Source organism: Paraburkholderia sp. RL17-383-BIF-A, assembly GCF_046028015.1.
Lineage (GTDB): Bacteria > Pseudomonadota > Gammaproteobacteria > Burkholderiales > Burkholderiaceae > Paraburkholderia.
The window spans coordinates 104,950-124,964 of the sequence record NZ_JARESR010000015.1; the positions used below are offsets into that span (position 1 = coordinate 104,950).

Annotated in this window: 22 protein-coding genes; 13 read left to right on the top strand and 9 right to left on the bottom strand. The window is 59.0% G+C overall.

Going from position 1 to position 20,015, the window contains the following annotated elements:
- Nucleotides 1-11: 11 nt before the first annotated feature.
- Nucleotides 12-755 carry an SDR family NAD(P)-dependent oxidoreductase gene (locus tag P0D71_RS18775; protein WP_408351024.1) on the top strand — a complete coding sequence of 248 codons (744 nt, stop codon included), beginning with the start codon at nucleotides 12-14 and terminating at the stop codon, nucleotides 753-755.
- Nucleotides 756-810: 55 nt separating this feature from the next.
- Here the strand turns inward: P0D71_RS18775 and P0D71_RS18780 are convergent, their stop codons facing one another.
- Nucleotides 811-1,473: a response regulator transcription factor gene (locus P0D71_RS18780; protein ID WP_408481519.1), complete on the bottom strand. Its 663-nt coding sequence runs from the start codon at nucleotides 1,471-1,473 to the stop codon at nucleotides 811-813.
- A 267-nt stretch (nucleotides 1,474-1,740) separates the two neighbouring features.
- On the opposite strand from P0D71_RS18780, the gene hpaC reads away from it, so the two are divergent.
- Complete coding sequence (gene hpaC / locus P0D71_RS18785; RefSeq protein ID WP_408481520.1) at nucleotides 1,741-2,280, top strand: 4-hydroxyphenylacetate 3-monooxygenase, reductase component; 540 nt, start codon at nucleotides 1,741-1,743, stop codon at nucleotides 2,278-2,280.
- 203 nt (nucleotides 2,281-2,483) lie between these two features.
- Nucleotides 2,484-2,933 (top strand): hypothetical protein, encoded by a 450-nt coding sequence (locus P0D71_RS18790; RefSeq protein WP_408481521.1) that lies wholly within the window; start codon nucleotides 2,484-2,486, stop codon nucleotides 2,931-2,933.
- 507 nt (nucleotides 2,934-3,440) lie between these two features.
- Here the strand turns inward: P0D71_RS18790 and P0D71_RS18795 are convergent.
- The 8 genes from P0D71_RS18795 to P0D71_RS18830 form a co-directional block, all read right to left on the bottom strand.
- Nucleotides 3,441-4,196: a hypothetical protein gene (locus P0D71_RS18795; protein ID WP_408481523.1), complete on the bottom strand. Its 756-nt coding sequence runs from the start codon at nucleotides 4,194-4,196 to the stop codon at nucleotides 3,441-3,443.
- Nucleotides 4,197-4,199: 3 nt separating this feature from the next.
- Entirely contained in the window at nucleotides 4,200-4,649 is a 450-nt protein-coding gene (locus P0D71_RS18800) for a hypothetical protein (RefSeq protein WP_408186675.1), read from the bottom strand.
- A gap of 204 nt (nucleotides 4,650-4,853) precedes the next feature.
- A complete protein-coding gene (locus P0D71_RS18805; protein ID WP_091793913.1) occupies nucleotides 4,854-5,303 on the bottom strand; it encodes a hypothetical protein in 450 nt (149 codons plus the stop codon).
- Nucleotides 5,290-5,853, bottom strand: coding sequence for a lysozyme (locus tag P0D71_RS18810; RefSeq protein ID WP_408186674.1), 564 nt, complete (start codon nucleotides 5,851-5,853; stop codon nucleotides 5,290-5,292). The genes P0D71_RS18805 and P0D71_RS18810 overlap by 14 nt, the downstream gene beginning before the upstream one ends.
- Nucleotides 5,854-5,861: 8 nt before the next feature.
- Nucleotides 5,862-6,407: a PAAR domain-containing protein gene (locus tag P0D71_RS18815; protein ID WP_408186673.1), complete on the bottom strand. Its 546-nt coding sequence runs from the start codon at nucleotides 6,405-6,407 to the stop codon at nucleotides 5,862-5,864.
- 739 nt (nucleotides 6,408-7,146) lie between these two features.
- Complete coding sequence (locus tag P0D71_RS18820; RefSeq protein ID WP_408481581.1) at nucleotides 7,147-8,244, bottom strand: type VI secretion system protein TssA; 1,098 nt, start codon at nucleotides 8,242-8,244, stop codon at nucleotides 7,147-7,149.
- A 75-nt stretch (nucleotides 8,245-8,319) separates the two neighbouring features.
- The gene (gene tssE / locus P0D71_RS18825; RefSeq protein WP_408481525.1) at nucleotides 8,320-8,898 is read right to left on the bottom strand and encodes a type VI secretion system baseplate subunit TssE; all 579 of its coding nucleotides are present in this window, start codon (nucleotides 8,896-8,898) and stop codon (nucleotides 8,320-8,322) included.
- A 51-nt stretch (nucleotides 8,899-8,949) separates the two neighbouring features.
- Entirely contained in the window at nucleotides 8,950-9,354 is a 405-nt protein-coding gene (locus tag P0D71_RS18830; protein ID WP_408481583.1) for a TagK domain-containing protein, read from the bottom strand.
- Here P0D71_RS18830 and P0D71_RS18835 point away from each other — a divergent pair.
- The 10 genes from P0D71_RS18835 to tssL all read left to right on the top strand — a co-directional run bounded on the left by P0D71_RS18835 (nucleotide 9,316) and on the right by tssL (nucleotide 20,013).
- Nucleotides 9,316-9,768, top strand: a complete 453-nt coding sequence (locus P0D71_RS18835; RefSeq protein WP_408481587.1) for a hypothetical protein — start codon at nucleotides 9,316-9,318, stop codon at nucleotides 9,766-9,768. The genes P0D71_RS18830 and P0D71_RS18835 overlap by 39 nt on opposite strands.
- Before the next feature lie 436 nt (nucleotides 9,769-10,204).
- Entirely contained in the window at nucleotides 10,205-12,958 is a 2,754-nt protein-coding gene (tssH, locus tag P0D71_RS18840; RefSeq protein WP_408481527.1) for a type VI secretion system ATPase TssH, read from the top strand.
- Between the two features lie 38 nt (nucleotides 12,959-12,996).
- Nucleotides 12,997-13,542 (top strand): type VI secretion system contractile sheath small subunit, encoded by a 546-nt coding sequence (gene tssB, locus P0D71_RS18845; protein WP_408481528.1) that lies wholly within the window; start codon nucleotides 12,997-12,999, stop codon nucleotides 13,540-13,542.
- A gap of 33 nt (nucleotides 13,543-13,575) precedes the next feature.
- Nucleotides 13,576-15,069 carry a type VI secretion system contractile sheath large subunit gene (tssC, locus tag P0D71_RS18850; RefSeq protein ID WP_408481529.1) on the top strand — a complete coding sequence of 498 codons (1,494 nt, stop codon included), beginning with the start codon at nucleotides 13,576-13,578 and terminating at the stop codon, nucleotides 15,067-15,069.
- 130 nt (nucleotides 15,070-15,199) lie between these two features.
- Complete coding sequence (locus P0D71_RS18855) at nucleotides 15,200-15,601, top strand: hypothetical protein (RefSeq protein ID WP_408481531.1); 402 nt, start codon at nucleotides 15,200-15,202, stop codon at nucleotides 15,599-15,601.
- A gap of 20 nt (nucleotides 15,602-15,621) precedes the next feature.
- Nucleotides 15,622-16,089, top strand: coding sequence for a DUF3828 domain-containing protein (locus P0D71_RS18860; RefSeq protein WP_408481533.1), 468 nt, complete (start codon nucleotides 15,622-15,624; stop codon nucleotides 16,087-16,089).
- A 46-nt stretch (nucleotides 16,090-16,135) separates the two neighbouring features.
- Nucleotides 16,136-16,618, top strand: coding sequence for an Hcp family type VI secretion system effector (locus tag P0D71_RS18865; protein ID WP_091793890.1), 483 nt, complete (start codon nucleotides 16,136-16,138; stop codon nucleotides 16,616-16,618).
- Nucleotides 16,619-16,731: 113 nt separating this feature from the next.
- Nucleotides 16,732-17,232 (top strand): type VI secretion system lipoprotein TssJ, encoded by a 501-nt coding sequence (gene tssJ / locus P0D71_RS18870; protein WP_408481534.1) that lies wholly within the window; start codon nucleotides 16,732-16,734, stop codon nucleotides 17,230-17,232.
- Nucleotides 17,233-17,244: 12 nt separating this feature from the next.
- Nucleotides 17,245-18,591: a type VI secretion system baseplate subunit TssK gene (gene tssK, locus P0D71_RS18875; RefSeq protein WP_408481535.1), complete on the top strand. Its 1,347-nt coding sequence runs from the start codon at nucleotides 17,245-17,247 to the stop codon at nucleotides 18,589-18,591.
- Between the two features lie 87 nt (nucleotides 18,592-18,678).
- Nucleotides 18,679-20,013, top strand: coding sequence for a type VI secretion system protein TssL, long form (tssL, locus tag P0D71_RS18880; protein WP_408481537.1), 1,335 nt, complete (start codon nucleotides 18,679-18,681; stop codon nucleotides 20,011-20,013).
- Nucleotides 20,014-20,015 lie beyond the last annotated feature (2 nt).

A 20,015-nucleotide genomic window follows, 5' to 3' on the forward strand; every position in this document is an offset into this window, starting at 1 on the left:
GAGTGGAAGCGATGCAGAAAAGAGTTGTCCTTGTCACCGGCGCCGCGCGCGGTCTGGGCGCGGCGATCGCCACGCGTTTTCATTCTGCGGGCTACGCGGTCGCCATCGGCGATATCGCATTCGATGCAGCGCAAGCCCTTGCGCGCGATCTGAGCGCCGACGGTTCCACCGCAATCGCGCTGAATCTCGATGTCACCGCGAAAGCCGCTTTCACCACGGCGCGCGACGCGATCCTTCAGCGCTGGGGTCGTATCGACGCGCTGGTCAATAACGCGGGCGCCTCCAAAGTCGTGCCTGTGATGGACATTACCGCGGAGCAATTCGATCAGGTCATCAACGTGAATTTGCGCAGCGTGCTGTTCGGTTGCCAGGTGTTCGGCCAGCATTTCGCCGACGCGGGCGCGGGCCGTATTGTCAATATCGCGTCGCTCGCGGGACAGAATGGCGGTTCGGCAACCGGTGCTCACTATGCGGCTGCGAAAGGGGGCGTAATCACGCTCACCAAGGTCTTCGCGCGCGATCTCGGCGCTGCGGGTGTGACCGTCAATGCGATCTCGCCTGGACCGATGGATCTGCCGATCGTGCATGAAAGCGTCGCGCCCGACAAACTGAAGGCGGTGATCTCGACTATTCCCGCAGGACGTCTGGGCTCGGCGGATTACGTCGCCGACGTTGCCGTGTTGCTCGCCGCGGACAATGCTTACTTCGCGAACGGCGCGTGCTGGGACGTGAATGGCGGGCTGTTCATGCGTTGAGGCTCAGCCACACTCTCACGCCTATTCAATGCAATTCACGCCGCAGCGGCATGCATCAACGCGGCATGCCGACAGCGGCCGCATCCTGATCCCACACTGCCATCACCTCGCGCACCAGCATGGCGATCGATGCCGCGCCGAGCTTATCCTTGATGCTCGCGCGATGCACGTCGACGGTCTTCACGCTGATCGACAGATCGCCGGCGATGCGCTTGCTGCCTTTGCCGTCGATCACGCCGCGCAGCACTTCTTTTTCGCGCGCGGTGAGCGAGTCGATCCGCTTGCGCAGTTCGCGCTGCTTCTGGCCGGCGAAATGACGTTGCGCGGCAAGCTTTAGCGCGCGTTGCGCGCGATCGAGCATCTGCTGCGAGTTATATGGCTTCTCGACGAAATCGATCGCGCCGTTTTGCAACGCGCGCACCGACATCGGAATGTCGCCGTGACCGCTGACGAAAATGGTCGGCAATGTCGCACCTCGACGGTTCAATTCCGCTTGCACATCGAAGCCGCTGTGTTCCGGCATGCGCACGTCGAGCACGAGACAGGCCGGCACCGCCGGATCGAACGCACCGAGAAACTCGCCGGCACTGGCGAAGCCCATCGACTTCACGCCAACCGATTCGAGCAACCAGGCGAGCGACGTGCGCATGCCACTGTCGTCGTCGACGATATAGACGATCGGTGCGGGTGAAGTGGCGGACTGCGGCGACTGGGACATGTGGACGTAGGGAGGCGATTCGACACGTAAAAGCGAGTTCATCATAACCAGTGGAAAAGGCGCTGCAAAGCGATAGTTACCCTGAAAAGACCGGTGAATCATGGCCCGTTCACTCAACGTTATCAACGTTAGTCGACGCACTGGGGAAACCTTTAGACAGCCTGGGAAACACGCCTGTCCGCCTGCCGCTCGCGCGGATTCTTTTTCACTACGCGATTGAGTACGCTTGAATCCAATCACTCGACACCCGCATCAGGACGCCAACCCATGACGCCGACTCAGCAAGCGACTCCCGACGCCGAAGCCCACCCGCACGCCAGACAGCAATTCCGTCAGGCCATGGCGCATCTCTGCGCGGCCGTGCATGTCGTCACGACAGCCGGACCGCACGGACGTTGCGGCGTGACCGCGAGCGCCGTGTGCTCCGTTACCGATACGCCGCCCACGCTGCTCGTCTGCCTGAACCGATCGAGCGCGATGCACGCGACCTTCCAGCGCAACCGGCACGTTTGCATCAACGTACTGCCGGGCGAGCACGAGTTGCTGGCACGCCACTTCGCCGGCATGACCCAGGTGCCGATGGAAGAACGCTTCGGCTGGCCGATCTGGGATGAAGGCGCACATGGTGTGCCGGTCTTGCGTGACGCGCTGGCCAGCCTGCAAGGCGAGATCGTCGATCTGAAGAAAGTCGGCTCGCATTCGGTGATGTTCGTGAAGACCACGCGCATTAGCGTGCGAACGGATGGCGACGGACTGATCTACTTCGATCGCAACTTCCATCGCGTCAAACGCGCGGCGGTCTGTTGATGCAGGGCGGCAACACGCGCGATAGCTCATTTTTTGGTGCCGGAAGCGCAAAGCGAGCGCGTGCGGCTGTACGTGCCAGCCGGTGAACACATCTTTAGCGCGAAGATCTTGATCCGACATTGGCGGATGAGTAGAAGGAAATACAGGATGGCGAGCGGGTTATATTTGGTGTCCTTCTGATCCGCCTGAAGCATGACCCGCCTATGACCTACCACGCAATTACAGTCACACTTGAAAATATCAGCGGGATAGTCGCAGAGAAAGATAGGTATGGATCGAGAATAGTGAGACTGGCTTTTAACGTGACGGTCGAGGGAAAACGTCACTATGCTGTACAGATAGACGGTGCGCCCCGACTCGAAAACGGCATGGTGGTGACTGCGGTACTGCGCGATACGGAAAACTGGCAAACGTTGGTAGGTTGGCTTAATCACGCAACGGGTGAGATTTACGGCGTCAATTCACCTGGGCACCAAATCGCGCTATGTGTGTTCAGTGTGCTGCTTGGAGTGCTGCTGTCCATCAGGCAGGTAAGCGCTGAAACGGGTACAGGCCGGATGATTTTCTGGATTTGTTCAGTCGGCCTGCTCAATGCGTGGTCACTTCTGTCGTTGCGTAAATCCCTGACTGTTTACAGGCTGCTGAAGCCTTGAGTGCCGAGAGGATCGATTCCCGCTCCTGCGAAAGCGACCCTTGAGAAACTACGTAAAGACGCCCGCACGAAGCGGGCGTCAATATCCGCGGCGCAGATTCGTCCCTTGTCCTGCGCTACAGGTGGCGTGCCGCCATAGCGGAGTCGATCCACTCTCTCGCCGACTCGCGCCGTAGCATGATAAACGCTAGAACGCGAAGCCATACGCAAAGCGCAATAAGAGCGATAGACCACACGCCTAATACCGAAAGATAGGGTCCACCGGACACGGTCCATACAATGCTAAACGCTGCGATCCACTTGAGAAGATCAAAGGCCCATTTTCGGCGTTTCATTGCATACACCAGTGCCAACGGATTAGCTATAAGGCTTGCGATTATAGCGACCCATCCTGTCGGCTTTAAAGGCAGACTCCATAACAAAACGCCTTCTACCGATACCTCACATAGAAAGGCAAGAAAAAAAGCGACGATGGCAGCTCGAATACTGAGTGGCATTGCAGGCGTCTTCATCGGAACATAGTACTCTGACAATAATTCATCCAGCTGGTAAGGTCCGAGCCTCCCCTCTCGTCATACAGCGCCCGGCAGTAACTCTGCTTATATAGGGAGTCTGCTACCGGTGTAAAACTACCCGGCACTGGGGTTCCAGAGATTCTTATCAAACCCGGCGCTGTCATGCTATCACTCAGATAGACGAATAGACCTTTACCGGACATTATCTCATCATATGTGTAAAGGTTATACCCGTTCCCGTGGTTGACGCTTCCCCAATAAAGCGATGCGCTGGCAATGGATGCTGGTTTTGAAAGCTGCAGCGTCTTCGACAATGCAGCTCCAAGCCATACCTTAGCGGCACTCACATACGGTTGAAACGAAGACTGCAAGTCAGCAGCAAGGGCGAGTGCTCCAATTGCCGCTGCCGCGCCGGGTCCAATTTCCGCCCATATAAGTAGCGTAACGGCGATTGTACCAGTCGCACTGACAAGAGTTAGCACATCCCCGGGTTGAACCCTTTTATTTGGGTCTTTCCAGTCAGTCACGATCCGGGTTAGTGCGGACGTGGCTGACAAGCCGTTAGTAATGATGCGGATCGGTTTCAGCATATTGCTGACATTTGATACGGTCGCAATCAGATTGCTGCCGTTCTGGATTATTGACAGCGAGTCGCTTGGACTATTTCCTGCAGACATGAACGCCTGATAAGATCCCATCGAATTCGACCCCGTTTCGACCCATTGCAACACCAACTCTACTTTTTCCATTTGTTATTCAGCCTTTGATTCAGTATCCCATGGGGAAATTGAGTTAACGACCGAACTTACCGAACGAGAAGTCGAAGGATTCGATCCGATCACATAGCGATAAAAGAGTTGCGAACTTCCGGATTTTGGCGTGTAAACCGGCTGGGCAATGAAAGATCGTGAATTCGTAAGAGTAAAAGGAAGGTTTTCGATGATTTGCGAGAATGCCCTATCAGTTGCCAGCTCAAGACTTGCGTTAATATCATCATCAGGATTATCATAATTGATAATGCGAACCCAAAAAATCCATGACCCATCGTCGCGCTTCAGTGCGCTCGCGCCATTGGTTAGCGCATAGCCGTGGTTCGACGTTGCAGGGAGCTGGGGCGACTCGGGGGTGGCGCGGGCAATTTGCGATGTGATTCCCACGAGAGATAATGCGCTATTACGCAAAAATAACCGTCTGCTTGTCATCGTTTTTCTCTGATTGAGTGGCTTGCGCCGTTTGCAAATGTAGCTCTCACTACAAATGCAAACTTATCCCCATGGCAGACATGTATGACATCAGAGAACTCCTAAAGACTACTTCCATTTGACAAGGGGATGCCATGCCTCATCGGTTTTCACGCAGGTCTTCGTTCCAATAAAAATCCCCGCCGTAGCGGGGATCGTGTTTTTCTATCGGCTCTCGTCAAGCGCCTTTTTTATGGCCGCACACTTTGGAACTGGAGACGTTTCCATATCGCCGGGGCATGTGAGCCGTTTATAAAACTCAAATTCCTGAGTCGCGATGGTCTTTCGACATTCTGCAATCTGGAAATCAGTATCCGGCGTGTAGTCTCCCCCCCACCCATTGAATGAATAGCCTAACACTGTGCAATCTGATTCAAGCTTGTCTTTCCATATCTGATAATTTTGGTCTATCGCGGCCCGCCTGTCTCCTTTGGCTTGCTCTCTAATTCTAAGATATAGACTTTTCGAGTCAAAAAGCATCTTGTCTGCGTCAGCTTTTGTACATTCGAGAAAATCATTACGCTTTTTAGCGTGTTTCTCACAAGCCGCGTCAGCAAATGCAGACGTGGCAAAGGCAAAGCCAGTCGCTACAATGATTGCTTTAATGGCTCGCATCGTAATTCCCATCCTTGAACATGTTTCCCTCTGCACGGCGCCGCCTTAAAATGCCACGCGGTTGTACGTCGCCTGCCCACGAATATTCCAAAAACTTTGCTGGCACCTGGTCGTAGTGGCCGGTGTTTACGAGATGCAAAAGTCCCTCATTGTGACTGCGCAAATTATAAACAAAATCGACTAATGCATCGTACTCGTATTGAAAGAGCGGAACATTTATGCGTTGATTCACGATCCGTTCAGGGTCTATCAAATCCTGATGCATTAATTGGTGCGCACGCTCCAACGATATACCCCTCAAAAAAGGGGCTTCAGAGGATACACCCGATATCGGACCCATATGAACCAGGTGCCCGAAGCCAATAGTTGTATTTCCACCGCGCCCACCGCCATCGTTGTCGTATAGATGTGGCCGGAAAGCCTCCCATGCTTCAATAAAACCGATTCCCGCCTGAGAGATTCGCCACGGCTTGCAAAGCCGATCCGTCCGTACGATCACACACGAATTAGAATTGGTGTTCGTTATTGCTGTCCCAAGTGCATCCGGCATCAAACCTCCTATCTGTGTCCAAGGTAAATCTTGATGGATTGCGCGCTGTCCGTTTGATAGCGCCGGGTTCGTCCGCGCGAATCGGTCATGCCGTGAATCCGTTCGCCCGAAGGTAGAAACACGGTGTAAGGCGTGTCAGGGACTACGTTATGTGCGGCGTCAACAAGCGCAAACTGCTCATCGTGGCGTTGATGTGCATACTCGACTTGGGACGCGTGCTCACCATCAAGCTCCACGCGTCGCGCGTATTCATAATCGCGGTCCTCGCACCACGACTCTCCTGCCAGACTCGCAGTGACGCGCGGTGGGGTTGAACACTGGCACAGAACGATATCTCCATCGAGTGCCACATGGTGCGTCGTCTCGTATTGAAGCCGATACGGGCCGCCCGCTTTCGCGAGTATCCCGGTGCTTTTGCACGTCAGACAGAATGCTTCCTTGCCGAGTAGTGCGGCCTTATGGCCGTGAAAGCGAAAGCCGGTGCCCTGCACATAGTCAAGAACCTCGCCCCCGCCGCTCAAGGTGTCGCCCACAACTGCTATGCGTCGTTTCATACCTGCACACCCTCACTGAAGTTGAAGCTGGTTGCCATGCTCATCGAGCGGCACGAACAGGGTGGATGTGTGCAACTGCGATGCGGACTGTCGTTGATCACGGCACGCGCGCCGTCGCTGTATGTCACGATATCTCCGACACACGCAAGGGGCAGCCCGGCCAGCGTGATAGACCGCCCGGTGGTGACACGCCCGCCGTGCCCGGTGAGCGTGCCTACAGTGACGAAGTGATAAAAACGTGCCTTTACGTTCCTGATCCGACATTTCCACGACTCCATGAAATAGACGAAGGCGACCGGCGAGCCAAGCCACCGGTGCTGCTGCAGCGGCTTAGCCACTGCAGGCACAAAATCATCTGTGGAGGCCGGCAGCGGCGTACATGGGATAAGTCGGAAAAGCAATGCGACTAATGCGCGCCGCATGACAATGCGCACTGGAGTTGACAGATCACGGGTCGGCCCGAGTGCACCGGATGCACGGGCGAAAAAAAGGCGCGATGATTCGCGCCTTCTTCATGGGTGCGGCGTGGCCGCTCATGCTAGTGGGCGGAGGGTTGCGTGCGGTGTGTCGGCGGCTATGCGGACTCGCATACGACTATACAAAAGGAAGCTCGGTGAAGGGCATGACGGGAGCGACCTATCATCAATTCGCTTCGCGTATCGACTACTTCGTGGCGAAGCGTACCGATGTCTATTTGATTTGTTCAGGCGGCCTGCGCCGCCGCTCCCACGTGGGGCGCTCACCCCTCGCTCTCCCATTGAACAAGCAGTTCAGCGGGAATGGCCTTGACCACCTCCGCATAGCGCTTACCCACAAGTCGCTCGACGCGCCCGAGCAGCAAAGGAACCGGACTGCTCGGTTCGTTTTTCTCAAACCACTCACGGGCCTGCCTGATTAGCTCGCGAGCGGTGTGGCGATCGGTAAGTGGCGTGCCGCCGCTCTCACCTGCCATCACATCGACGTTCCCGCGCGCCGACTCCCCTTCATGCCCGGCCAACGAATCGGGAGGCGCTTCATCCACGCCGCGTTCGATGGTCGGCGGGTCACTCATAGCGATGTCCGCTTTCCTTTTGTCCGCGTACGCACCATCTCGCGCAACATGCTGGAGCAACCGGGTCAGCGCCGAAAGATTCGGCGCGTGGACGCCCAGGTGCTCGCGGCTCCATGCGTCGATCGCGGCGAGGCTGACGAGCGCCTCGTCGAAGCCCGTCAACGTGCCCTGCTGCTGTGAGCGCAGATCGTCGAGTTGCCGCGTCACCGATTCCGGCGCAAGCGCATCGTTTAGACGGGGATAAGCAAACGCACGCTCAATGTCGCGCACCTGAAGGCGCGTGGCAGTCGACTTCGTCAACGCGATTTCTCGCACATCCGCAAGCAGACCATCCACGTCGGTCAGGGCCTGCAATGCGTTCATGCGGATTTCGAGCGCGGCCTCGCGATCCGCGTCGACGCCGGGCTGCGGGTGAATCTGATCCGCAAAAGCCGCGAGCCACGCGGCGAGCAGGCCCACGCCCTCGGCGAGTCCCGCCGCACCGGTGAGCCGGGTGCGGCAGCGCGTGAACAGCACGGCGAGACGCATGTCCTTGCTGCGCATCATCAAACGGCGGCAATCGCGATCGACGTCGCTCCAGTTGACGGGCTCCGGCGATCCCACGAAATCGCCGTATTGGGCGTCCAGCCTCGTGGTCATGTTCGCCGCGAGAACGACGAATTCCGGGTCGTATTCGAGGCCGAAGCCGCACGGTGCCGCGGAGTCGACCGGGGTCATCCAGTTGTGAGGCACAGGTGCTTTCGTTGTCCCTACGTTCTGGACAGGTTGTTTTCTGCTTTTGCTCATCATTGACCTTCATCCCGCTTGGCCATCGGCACTTGCGGTTGTTCTTCGTGCATCTCCCTAGATACAGGATCACGCTCAGCCCGCGCGCATTCCAGTGACGTTCAGTTGACTCGTTTCCAGGTCGAGCGAACTCTGCACCATGAATTCGAGCGGATACGGATCCATGCGAATCATGCCGCGGACCTCGAATGCCAGCACGTTGTAGTGAACCTCGGCATCGACACCGGCGAGCGGCGCAATGCTGAGTGATTCGGCGATAAGCCGTGGCTCGAACTCGTTGATCGCGGACCGGATGATCTTCTCGATGTGTTCCCATTTGCGCGTTGCCGTGAAGGCCCCCGCAAGCGGCGGCACGCCGAAATTCACCGTCGACGAAGCCACATGCGGATATCGCTCGCGATCGATCAGATCCTCCATGCTGGTCGTATTGAGCAGGAATGCCAGATCGCGCTGCACGATGTCGCGCATCTGCGAACGGGTCACCGTGTATTCACTGGGCGCTTCCGTGTGCCTGCGCGGCGCATCGTCACGCAGACGGTCGAGCAACGTTGGCAACAGATGCGCGCTCGCTCGTCGGGGCGTGGCGGCGCCTTCGCGCGCGGAACGCGCCTCGCGTTGCACGGCCCCCGAAGCAGGCGCCTTAGGCCTGTCCATCTGCGGCGCCTTGCTGCCACTCTGTCTTGTTGCTGCGGGATAGATATGCGGTCATCGAGTCTCTTCGTGTGTCATTGAACGTGGGGCCGGCAACGGGCTGTCCAGACCCAACGCATGGTGGTCCCGTCGTGCCAGCGCGGGCTGCAACACGCGCGCGCGCCGTTCGGCCGCGGCGAGGGATGCCTCCGGTGCGAAAAGACCGAGGATTTCGGGCACCGACTCCGCCGCGCCGAAGTCAGCTTCCAGGTCCGCCGCGAACGGGCCGAACGCGTCTTCCATGAAACGCGCCCCGGACACAAGTGCTTCGATCGACGCGATGTGCGGCGTCCGTGCAGCGGATTGCGCCTCGTAGTGCGAAGCCGGATGCATGCCGGCTGAAAGGGCGGATTGCCATTCCCAACCTCCAGACAGAGACGCATGGGGATCGCAAAGGACGCGCCGGTACTGCTCGTGCAACGTTTCGATCAGATCGTCGATACCGCTGCTTGCTTCGCTGCGATCTCGCCGCGACTCGCCGGTATCAGACGCCAGGGCGGCACCGATCAGGCCGAATATCGCGCTGCTGCCAAGCAGATCTTCGTCTTTGCGGTACTCGGAATCGTATTCGGGGGCGCGCAGATGATCGTCGACGGTCTGATGTGCAAGGCGCCTATCTCCCGGCAGTTTGCGTTCCGTTTGTGTCGGGCACGCTTCAATGCGCGGGGACACCCTCACTTCACGCCTGATAAATCTTCTCACCCACATGTCATTGCCCGTGCTTTCCTGATTGGCGGGAGTCTCATTCTAAACACGAATCCCGGGCATCAGTCCATTTCAAAAAGAATGAAATTCTATTTCACCGCTACCTCTTATTTTTTTGATAAAAATTAGGATAAAAATCTTTCAGGGCACGGTATTTCACATATTTTCACGACTCTCCCGTAATTTCAAGACATTGGTGCAAATACATCAATCCCCATAAAAACAATCACTTATATGCACAATAGAATCAAAAAATAACACTTTCGTGAAGAACAATCCCAATCCGACTCGGAATTTTCACAACGTCATCCATTTTCAATCTATTTCGACAGACATCAATTGACGGATGAATCAAGTCAGGTGCTTAATACAATCCTGACGATTTTATTTCACTTAAAAAAATATCATGACTTAAGAATTGCAATTTGATTGATCCGCAATGGATCGAATAGCCCGCAGCCCTATTTTCAGATTGATCCCAGATTGATTTGGGCCGATCCGCAATTGCTTCGCCCGACAACGAGCGAAAGCACGAAAACGCATGACAGCGACGCAGAGAAACCCCATGACGACTACGCGACAGGCGCTCTTCGGCAAGCTCGGAACTACGCTATACAAAAGCATCGAGTCCGCCACCGTCTTCTGCAAGCTGCGCGGCAATCCGTATATCGAACTCGTGCATTGGCTGCATCAACTGCTGCAACAGCCCGACTCGGACCTGCATCGGATTGCGCGGCACTGTGGTATCGACCGGGAAGCGCTCGATCGTGACATGGCAAGCGCGCTCGCCGCACTACCCGCAGGTGCCAGTTCGATCAGCGATTTCTCGCATCACGTCGAAATGGCGATCGAGCGAGCCTGGGTCTTGGCCACGCTCAGCTTCAATGACCGGCGCATTCGCAGCGCATGGCTCGTCGCGGCACTCGTACAGACGGTGGAATTGCGGCGTGTGCTGCTTTGCATCTCACCGGCGTTCGCCAGACTAACCGCCGAAGGTCTGAACGCATCTCTGCTGGCATCCATAGACGCATCCCCAGAAACCGCTGAAGCACCCTACGACAACAGCGATTTCTCACCGGCCGTGCCAGGCGAGACCTCGCATGCAATTGCCGCGCAATCAAAAGCTTCGCCGCTCGAACAGTTCTGCACGGACCTGACCGCGCGTGCGCACAACGGCGAAATTGATCCGGTCATCGGGCGCGAGCTGGAAATTCGCACGATGATCGACGTGCTGCTGCGCCGTCGGCAAAACAATCCGTTGCTGACTGGCGAAGCGGGCGTCGGCAAGACTGCCGTCGTGGAGGGACTTGCGTGCGCCATCGCCACCGGCGACGTGCCGCCCAAACTGGTGGGCGTGCGCTTGCTGACGCTCGACGTGGGCGCGCTGCTCGCCGGCGCGAGCATGAAGGGCGAATTCGAGTCCCGTTTGAGGGGCGTGCTGGAGGCCGCGCTGAATTCGGCGGTGCCCGTGATCCTGTTCATCGACGAAATCCACACGCTGATCGGTGCGGGCGGTCAGACAGGCACTGGCGACGCTGCCAATCTGCTGAAACCCGCGCTTGCGCGTGGCGCGATTCGCACGATCGGCGCCACGACCTGGGCGGAGTACAAGAGCCACATCGAAAAAGATCCGGCGCTCACCCGGCGTTTCCAGGTTCTGCAGGTGCGGGAACCGGAAGAACCGGCCGCTATCGATATGGTGCGCGGCCTCGCAAAGACCTTCTCGCGGCATCACGATGTCGTCGTGCGCGACGAGGCGATCCGCGCGGCCGTGACGCTGTCGCATCGCTATCTCCCGTCACGGCAACTGCCGGACAAAGCCATCAGTCTTCTCGACACCGCGTGCGCGCGTGTCGCACTTTCCCTGCACGCACCTCCGCGAGAGTTGCAGGACGTGCGTCAGCGCGTACGGGCGGCACGCGTCGAAAGCGAGTTGCTCACCGCGGAATCGCGTATCGGGCTGGACCCCGGCCGCGCACTGACGGCGGCCCAGACGCGCGTCGATGAGTTCGTCGCCGTTGAAGGGAGCATCGAAGCCCGCTGGAAAGCGCAGCTCGCAGCGGCGCAGGCCTTGCTCACCGCTCGTGATGCGTTCGGCGTCGATAGCTGCGTGCCACGCGCGGACACGAGCATGGAGGCGCGCGCATCGCTTCACACGCTCAAAGATCTGGAGCACGCCCTCACGCAATTGCAGGGCGATGCGCCACTGGTGTTCGCGGACGTGAGCGAGGCGATCGTCGCCCAGGTTGTGTCGGACTGGACGGGCATTCCCGTCGGCCGCATGGTCACCGACGAAGTGGCCGCCGTGCAGTCGCTGCCAGCCACGCTCGAAGCGCGCGTGATCGGGCAGTCCGACGCCTTGCGTCAGATCGGCGAACGGGTGCAAACCGCCCGCGCCGGGCTCACGGATCCGAAGAAACCGCTGGGCGTCTTCCTGCTTGCCGGACCCTCCGGTGTGGGCAAGACCGAAACCGCCCTCGCCCTCGCGGAGGCGCTCTACGGCGGCGAGCAGAACCTGATCACCGTCAATATGAGCGAGTATCAGGAGGCCCATAGCGTTTCCGGACTGAAAGGCGCCCCGCCCGGCTATGTCGGTTACGGCGAGGGAGGCGTGCTCACCGAGGCCGTGCGGCGCCGCCCTTATTCGGTGGTCTTGCTCGACGAAATCGAGAAGGCTCATCGCGACGTGCATGAAGTGTTCTTCCAGGTCTTCGACAAGGGCTATATGGAAGACGGAGACGGCCGCTACATCGATTTCCGCAATACGACGATTCTGCTCACCAGCAACACTGGGTCGGAACTCACGGCCATGCTGTGCGCCGATGCGTCGCGCTCACCCGATGCAAACCAATTGCGCGAAGCCCTCAGACCCGAATTGCTCAAGGCATTTCCCCCGGCATTTCTCGGCCGCGTCACCGTGGTGCCTTACCGGCCTCTCGCGCACGAATCGCTTGCGCGCATCGTGCGGCTCCATCTGAAGCGCGTTGCCAGACGCATGGCTGACGTTCACGACATGGCGCTCGCGTACAGCCGGCAAGTGGTGGACTACATCGTCGGCAGGTGCCTTGTTCAGGAAACCGGGGCTCGCGTGCTGATCGGCTTCATCGAACAACATGTGCTGCCGCGCCTTTCCGCGTTATGGCTCGACGCCTTTGCGTCGAAACAAACGATCACCCGCATCGAGATCGACCTCGTCGACGTGAGCGCGCTACCCATCGCGGCGCTCGCTTTCCAATGCACGTATGCGCTTGCGCCAGCGCCGGAAAGGCCCTCACCAGCCACCATGTCACCCACATTTTCCGTCGAGCAGGTTGACTGACCGCTGCCGACTCTTCACCACCGTCCACGGAGGCCTCCATGTCCGTTCCCAGCAGTTCGCAGAAATTCATCGCGCTCAATCGGGCGCCACGTGTGCAGATCGAGTACGACGTCGAAGTCTACGGCTCCGAGAAAAAGGTCGAATTGCCGTTCGTGATGGGCGTGCTGTCGGACCTTTCCGGCGCGCCCGTCGAGGCGCTGCCGCCGGTAGCCGCGCGCGGCTTCCTCGACATCGATATCGACAACTTCGACGAACGGATGAAGGCGATCGAGCCGCGCGTCGTATTCACGGTGCCGAACACGCTGTCAGGCGATGGACAGTTGCTGGTCGACATGACCTTCGAGAGCATTGAAGACTTCTCGCCGGCGGCCGTTGCCCGCAAGGTCGATTCGCTGCGCCAACTGCTCGAAGCCCGCACGCAACTCGCGAACCTGCAAACGTATATGGACGGCAAGTCCGGTGCGGAATCACTCGTCAACAGTTTGCTACAGAATCCGGCGTTGTTGAAATCGCTTGCGGCCACACCGAAACCGCACGTGACAGACGCGGACCACGACACAGTGGATACGGTCACGACCATCTGACCGCCTGAGCAGAACAGATCCGGAGGACATGACATGGCAACACAACAGATCCACGCGGGGGCTGCGGAAGCGCATACGCCGTCCGACTTTACCCAGTTGCTCAACCGCGAATTCAGACCGAAAACGGAACAGGCCCGCGTGGCTGTCGAACACGCCGTGCAGACGCTCGCCGAACAGGCATTGCTGCAGTCGGCCACGATCAGCGACGACGCGTATAAAAGCATTGAGGCGATCATCGCGCAGATCGATCACAAGCTTTCCGAACAGATCAATCTGATTCTTCACCATGACGACTTCCAGAAACTGGAGTCCGCCTGGCGCGGTATGCACCATCTGGTCTCGAACACGGAGACCGACGAGCGTCTGAAAATCCGTTTCATGGACGTGTCGAAAGACGAGTTGCGGCGCACGATGAAACGCTACAAAGGCATGGCGTGGGATCAGAGCCCGCTCTTCAAGCAGATCTACGAACAGGAATACGGCCAGCTTGGCGGCGAGCCTTATGGGTGCCTCGTAGCCGACTACTATTTCGACCATACGCCGCCCGACGTCGATCTGCTCGGCTCGATCGCCAAGGTGGCCGCGGCGGCGCACACGCCGTTCATTTCCGGCGCGTCGCCTTCGGTCCTGCAAATGGAATCATGGCAGGAGCTCGCCAACCCGCGCGACCTGACCAGGATCTTCACGCAAAACCTGGAGTACGCGCCGTGGAACTCGTTGCGCAATAGCGAAGACGCGCGCTACGTCGGGCTTGCCATGCCCCGCTTCCTCGCCCGGCTGCCCTATGGCGCGAGAACCCATCCCGTCGACGAGTTCGATTTCGAAGAGGACACCAACGGCTCCGATCACCGTCGCTATGCGTGGGCCAACGCGGCCTACGCGATGGGCGTGAACATCAATCGCTCGTTCAAGCTGTATGGCTGGTGCTCGCTGATCCGCGGCGTCGAATCGGGCGGCACGGTCGAGAATCTGCCGTGCCATTCGTTTCCCACTGACGACGGCGGTATCGACATGAAATGCCCAACCGAAATCGCCATCTCGGACCGGCGCGAAGCCGAATTGTCGAAGAACGGCTTCATCCCGTTGATCCACCGCAAGAACACCGATCACGCCACTTTCATCGGTGCGCAGTCGTTGCAGAAGCCCGCTGAATACTACGACGCGGACGCCACCGCGAACGCGAATCTGTCCGCGCGCCTGCCATATCTGTTCGCCTGTTCGCGCTTCGCGCATTACCTCAAGTGCATCGTGCGCGACAAGATTGGCGCATTCAAGGAGCGCGAAGACATGCAGCGCTGGCTGAACGAGTGGGTCATGCATTACGTCGACGCGGATCCCGCCAACTCATCCCAGGAAGCCAAGGCACGACGGCCGCTCGCCGCCGCGGAGGTGGTGGTGGAGGAAGTGGAAGGCGACCCCGGCTACTACCAGGCGAAGTTCTTTCTGCGCCCGCACTTTCAGCTCGAAGGGCTGACGGTGTCCTTGCGCCTCGTCGCGCGGTTGCCGTCCATCAAGGAAGCCGCCTGACTGAAACGGCCGGAAGCAGGCTTCTGGATGCAGACCGTGTTATCGCTACGAAAACAGTTGTGCGTCCGCATCTCGCCCCGCTTTCCGTTTGTGATTTTCAACCGATTGCGATCCGATTCAACACGTTGATATGTCCGATCAAAATTACGATGTCGATGCAGCGGTCAGGCATCTGAATACTCACGCCCGTGCGGATTCCAATGGCCGATGCGCGACCTATGTGAGGCAAGCGCTTGCGGCCGGCGGAATCGTCATTTCTCAGGGACCGGCGGTTGAGTTCGCCAGGAACTATGGTCCCGTTTTGCGCGCGCATGGGTTTGTCGAAGTATCCGTGGGCGACCTGATTACGCCGCGCAAAGGCGACACGGCCGTTATTCAGCCTTATCCCGGCGGCAATATCGCCGGCCATATCACCATGTACAACGGCTTGCAGTGGGTCTCGGATTTTCGCCAGAACGATATGTGGGGCGGTCCGGGCTATCGTCAAAAGAAGCCGGCGTACAAGGTGTATCGCTGGCAGGGGGCGCAATGAGGCAATGGCGAAGCTGCGCTTTGGCGGCGGTTGCGTGGGCTGCTCTGGGCATGCAACCGGCACTTGCACAGAGCGTCGATTCGGCGAAGCGGTTTCTGCAAACCGTCTATGGCGCCTACACGTTCAACGGCGATCCTCCCGGCATCGATACGTCCGGCTCTCATGCCATTGCGTCGCCCTCACTCATGCGGGTCATCAGGAAGGATCAGCGGGCATTGAAGGGAGAGGCCGGCTATCTGGGCATGGATCCGGTTTGCCGCTGCCAGGATTTCGACATCACGACGACCGGCATCGACGTCACGGTCGCGAAGCGTCACACGGCGAGGGCCGTCGTGTCGTTTACAAACTTCAAGGAGCCGCACCAGGTGGAGTTCGATCTGGTTTGGGTTCGTGGCAAATGGCTTATCGACGATATCAGGGCCGCCGACGATCGCCGTAGTCTTCGTGAGGCACTGCAGGCAGAGATTGCGGATGTAGCCAGCAAGTAGTGAAAACCAGACTGTCAAAATTCAACGCGCAAGGAGCGTTTTTTAAATGGCACAAGACATTTTTCTCAAGATCAACGGTATTGATGGAGAATCGCCGGATGCTTCGCACAAGAACGAAATCGAAGTCAGGAGTTGGGGCTGGCGAGTGTCCCAGCAAGCGAATATGCATGCAGGCTCCGGCGGCGGCGCAGGAAAAGCGACCGTGGACGACCTCGAGTTCGAACACCTCGTGGATCGGGCGAGCCCGAACCTGATGAAATACTGCCTGACCGGTAAGCACGTCGACCAGGCTGTGCTGGTTGTGCGCAAGGCCGGCGGCAACCCGCTCGAATATCTGAAGATCACCATGAACGATGTGATCGTCACCCAGGTTCATCCGTCTGGCAGCAACGCCGACGACGGTATTCACGAGCATGTTCGCCTTTCGTTTGCGAAGGTCAAGCAGGAGTATGTCGTTCAGAACGCACAGGGCGGTAGCGGCGGCGCAGTGACAGCCGGTTACGACATCAAGGGCAATAAGGAAACTTGAGCCGCGTTGCCGGTTCACGCGCAGCCCCGTCCCCGGTAGGTCCTAGAGTTCCCTTGCCTCGCCGGGTTGCGTCCTTGCTGCGTTTCTATCGTGCCTCATTTTTGCGTTGCCCAATGCGCCCGTTCGCCACCGTTATTGCCCTCGCCTTTGCATGTGCGCTGACCGCGTGCGCCAGCCGCGATCCGAACACCGCGAAAGAACCCGTCAAGCTCGAACTGTCGGTCGTTGCGTCGTCGGGTGTCAATCCAGACGACCAGAAGCGTGCGGCGCCGATCGTCATACGGGTTTATGAATTGAAAACCGACGCGGCATTCAATTCCGCCGACTTCTTTTCATTGCAGGAAAAAGACAGGACAGCCCTCGCGGACGAGCTTGTCACGCGCGCGCAATTCCAGTTGCGGCCAGGCGAGAGCAAATTTATCCGGACCAAAACCGATCCCGCCACGACCGTGATCGGAATACTCGCGGCCTATCGGGATCTGCCCAACTCGGTATGGCGCGCGGCCTATCCGCTACCGTCCGCGCCCGATGCGGCGTGGTATCGCGCCTCGCCGAAATTGAAACTGACCATCGATCTTGAACCGAATGCGATCAGGATCACCGAAAGAAAATAGTGGAATAAAAGCATGAGCTGGCATAACAAGGTGGTCTGGAGCGAGGGGCTCTTTCTGCGCCCGCAGCTTTTTCAGCAACAGGAGCGATACCTCGAGCACTATGCGCACAAACGCGCAGCAACGCTCTCGCCGTTCTTCTTCGGCTTCAGTCACTACAGTCTCGATAGCGAAGCGCTGGCGCTCGGCAAGGTGATCGTGAAGTCGGCCAGTGGCGTATTCGCGGACGGCACGCCGTTCGATATGCCCGCCAGCACGTCGCCGCCCGCGCCGCTCACCGTCCGCGCGGAGCACCTGGATCAGGTGATCTATCTCGCGGTGCCCGTGCGTGTGCCGAACGGCGAAGAGACAACCTTCGACAACGCGGCCGACTCGCTCGCGCGCAACACTGTATTCGACACCGAGTTGCGCGACACGAATTCGATCGGACAAGGTCCGAAGACCGTGCAGTTGTCGAACCTGCGCCTGCGGCTCGTGCCGGAGAAGGAATTGACCGATGCATGGATCGGCCTCGCGCTCACTCGCGTCAAGACGATTCACGCGGACAGCAGCATCGCGCTGGACGAGACTTTGATTCCGCCGGTGGCGGGCTTCGGTGCGAGCGAACTGCTCACGAGCTGGCTCGCGAAGATTCACGAACTCACGCGCCTGCGTGCAACCGCGCTCGCAACCCGTCTGACCGGCGCTAACGGCAACGCCGGCACCACAGCGGAAGTCTCCGACTATCTGCTGTTGCAAACGCTCAACCGTTACGAGCCCTTGCTCCAGCATCTACGCCGGGTGCCGGCCACGTCCCCGGCCGATCTTTATGCGCTGCTGCTCTGCATGGCGGGAGAACTGTCGACCTACGTGCGCACCGATAGCCGGCGCCCGCTCGATTCCCATCCGGCTTACCAGCACACCACGCCGCACCTGTGTCTGAAGCCGTTGGTGGACGACACGCATCTACTGCTCAATGCGGTGCTGGTGCGCAGCGCACAGCACATTGAACTAAGAGAGCTGGGACATGGAATGCGCAACGCGGTGGTCGATCCCGTCGACATGCGCGGCTTCACGGCAGTGGTGCTCGCGGTGCATGCCGCGATGCCGCCCGACCTGCTCCAGCAACAGTTTGCCGCTCAGGCGAAAGCCGGCCCCTCTGAACGGCTGCCTGATCTGGTGCGGGGACATCTGCCGGGCATCGCGCTACAGGCGCTGCCGGTCCCGCCGCGACAGATCCCGTTTAACGCGGGCTTTGTCTATTACGAGTTCGCCCGTGGCGGCCCGTTGTGGGACGAAGTCGCGCGACACGGTGGACTTGCCTTGCATGTCGCCGGCGAATTCCCGTCGCTGAAGCTCGAACTGTGGGGCGTGCGCGGCTAGCACGCATCAGCGGGTACCAGGCAGCGTGAGACGCTAAAGCCTCGAATAACAAGGGGCAACGACAATCCAGAGACAAAAGGTCAGTCAGTGCATTCAGACGTAGCAAACCGCTCGCGCGAGCGTGCCCCGTGGCCTGGCGATCAGGGCGGCATGCAGGCCGCCGCCTCACATTTCGCCCAGGCAGAAGTGTCTTCCCGAGCCGCGAGCGCGGCGGCGTCCGGCCCGTCCCCTCATCGAGACGCGCCGCCGGGTGAATCGACCGCGGAGCGCCTTGCCGCGATCAGGGCCTCGCGCAACCCGCTGCTCGAGGCGGCCCGCCCTCTGTTGCGCGCGCTGGCGGACCTGCCTGACCCGTTGCAGCAGGACGGGATAGAACAGTTGCGAGTGCTGCTTGAGCAGGAAGTGCGGGCTTTCCAGAAGCTTTGCGATCAGACCAACATCCGGCGCGATCATATGCTCGGTGCGCGCTATTGCCTGTGCACGGCACTCGACGAAGCCGCCATGCAAACGGTATGGGGCAAAGGCGGAGAAACCGGCGTCGAATGGAATACCCATGGACTTGCCACGCTCTTCCACGAAGATCGGCAAGGCGGCACCAAGGTCTATCTGCTGGTCGGGCGGCTGATGAGCGAGTCGCAGGAACATCTCGACCTGCTCGAACTCATCTACCGGATTCTTAGTCTGGGCTTCGAAGGCCGCTACCGCTACGAGGCCGATGGACGACGCAAACATGAAACCGTGCGTCAACGGATCTATAACGAGATCATGCCGCGGCACGGGAGTCTGGCCGTCGCGCTGTCGCCACACTGGCAATCGGATGCGAAGGGCAACCGGGTGTCGTTTTTCGACTTCCCGGTATGGATCACGCTTTTTGTTCTTTCAGTCATCCTGATCGCTCTGTTCGGCTACTTCAAATACGAATTGCTGAACCACAGCGCGGAGATGCAAAAGCAGATCGCCGACATTGGCCGCATGACACCCCCGCCTCCCCCGCGCGCACTGCACCTCAAGGAACTGTTGAAGAACGAGATTGCCGCCGGCACGGTGAGTGTCGACGAAGACGGCCATCACAGCTCGGTAACGTTCCGCGGAGATTCCATGTTCCCGCCGGGAGCCGCGGCGGTGAAGAGCGCGATGACGCCACTCATCACCAGGCTCGCGGGCGAAATCGTCAAGGTGCCGGGCAAGGTCGCCGTGTTGGGTTACACCGACAATCTGCCGATCCGAAGCCGCCAGTTCGCCTCGAACGAAGCCCTCTCGGAGGAGCGCGCCACGCAGATCATGCAACGGCTTCAGACAGCCGGCGTACCGGCGACGCGCCTCGAAGCCGTAGGAAAAGGTGCCGCCGATCCAGTGGGCGATAACGCCACCGTACAGGGCCGCGCGCAAAATCGCCGCGTCGAGATCACGGTCGCGCAATGACG

Excerpts from the sequence above, each read along its gene's own strand:
- tssB (WP_408481528.1), top strand. The coding sequence starts at position 12,997 with ATGTCCGTTCCCAGCAGTTCGCAGAAATTCATCGCGCTCAATCGGGCG.
- tssJ (WP_408481534.1), top strand. The coding sequence starts at position 16,732 with ATGCGCCCGTTCGCCACCGTTATTGCCCTCGCCTTTGCATGTGCGCTG.
- P0D71_RS18820 (WP_408481581.1), bottom strand. The coding sequence starts at position 8,244 with ATGAGCAAAAGCAGAAAACAACCTGTCCAGAACGTAGGGACAACGAAA.
- P0D71_RS18815 (WP_408186673.1), bottom strand. The coding sequence starts at position 6,407 with ATGAAACGACGCATAGCAGTTGTGGGCGACACCTTGAGCGGCGGGGGC.
- P0D71_RS18855 (WP_408481531.1), top strand. The coding sequence starts at position 15,200 with ATGTCCGATCAAAATTACGATGTCGATGCAGCGGTCAGGCATCTGAAT.
- P0D71_RS18800 (WP_408186675.1), bottom strand. The coding sequence starts at position 4,649 with ATGACAAGCAGACGGTTATTTTTGCGTAATAGCGCATTATCTCTCGTG.
- P0D71_RS18780 (WP_408481519.1), bottom strand. The coding sequence starts at position 1,473 with ATGTCCCAGTCGCCGCAGTCCGCCACTTCACCCGCACCGATCGTCTAT.
- tssK (WP_408481535.1), top strand. The coding sequence starts at position 17,245 with ATGAGCTGGCATAACAAGGTGGTCTGGAGCGAGGGGCTCTTTCTGCGC.
- tssH (WP_408481527.1), top strand. The coding sequence starts at position 10,205 with ATGACGACTACGCGACAGGCGCTCTTCGGCAAGCTCGGAACTACGCTA.
- P0D71_RS18865 (WP_091793890.1), top strand. The coding sequence starts at position 16,136 with ATGGCACAAGACATTTTTCTCAAGATCAACGGTATTGATGGAGAATCG.
- P0D71_RS18805 (WP_091793913.1), bottom strand. The coding sequence starts at position 5,303 with ATGCGAGCCATTAAAGCAATCATTGTAGCGACTGGCTTTGCCTTTGCC.
- P0D71_RS18810 (WP_408186674.1), bottom strand. The coding sequence starts at position 5,853 with ATGCCGGATGCACTTGGGACAGCAATAACGAACACCAATTCTAATTCG.
- hpaC (WP_408481520.1), top strand. The coding sequence starts at position 1,741 with ATGACGCCGACTCAGCAAGCGACTCCCGACGCCGAAGCCCACCCGCAC.
- P0D71_RS18835 (WP_408481587.1), top strand. The coding sequence starts at position 9,316 with ATGGGGATCGCAAAGGACGCGCCGGTACTGCTCGTGCAACGTTTCGAT.
- tssC (WP_408481529.1), top strand. The coding sequence starts at position 13,576 with ATGGCAACACAACAGATCCACGCGGGGGCTGCGGAAGCGCATACGCCG.
- tssE (WP_408481525.1), bottom strand. The coding sequence starts at position 8,898 with ATGGACAGGCCTAAGGCGCCTGCTTCGGGGGCCGTGCAACGCGAGGCG.
- P0D71_RS18790 (WP_408481521.1), top strand. The coding sequence starts at position 2,484 with ATGACCTACCACGCAATTACAGTCACACTTGAAAATATCAGCGGGATA.
- P0D71_RS18795 (WP_408481523.1), bottom strand. The coding sequence starts at position 4,196 with ATGGAAAAAGTAGAGTTGGTGTTGCAATGGGTCGAAACGGGGTCGAAT.
- P0D71_RS18775 (WP_408351024.1), top strand. The coding sequence starts at position 12 with ATGCAGAAAAGAGTTGTCCTTGTCACCGGCGCCGCGCGCGGTCTGGGC.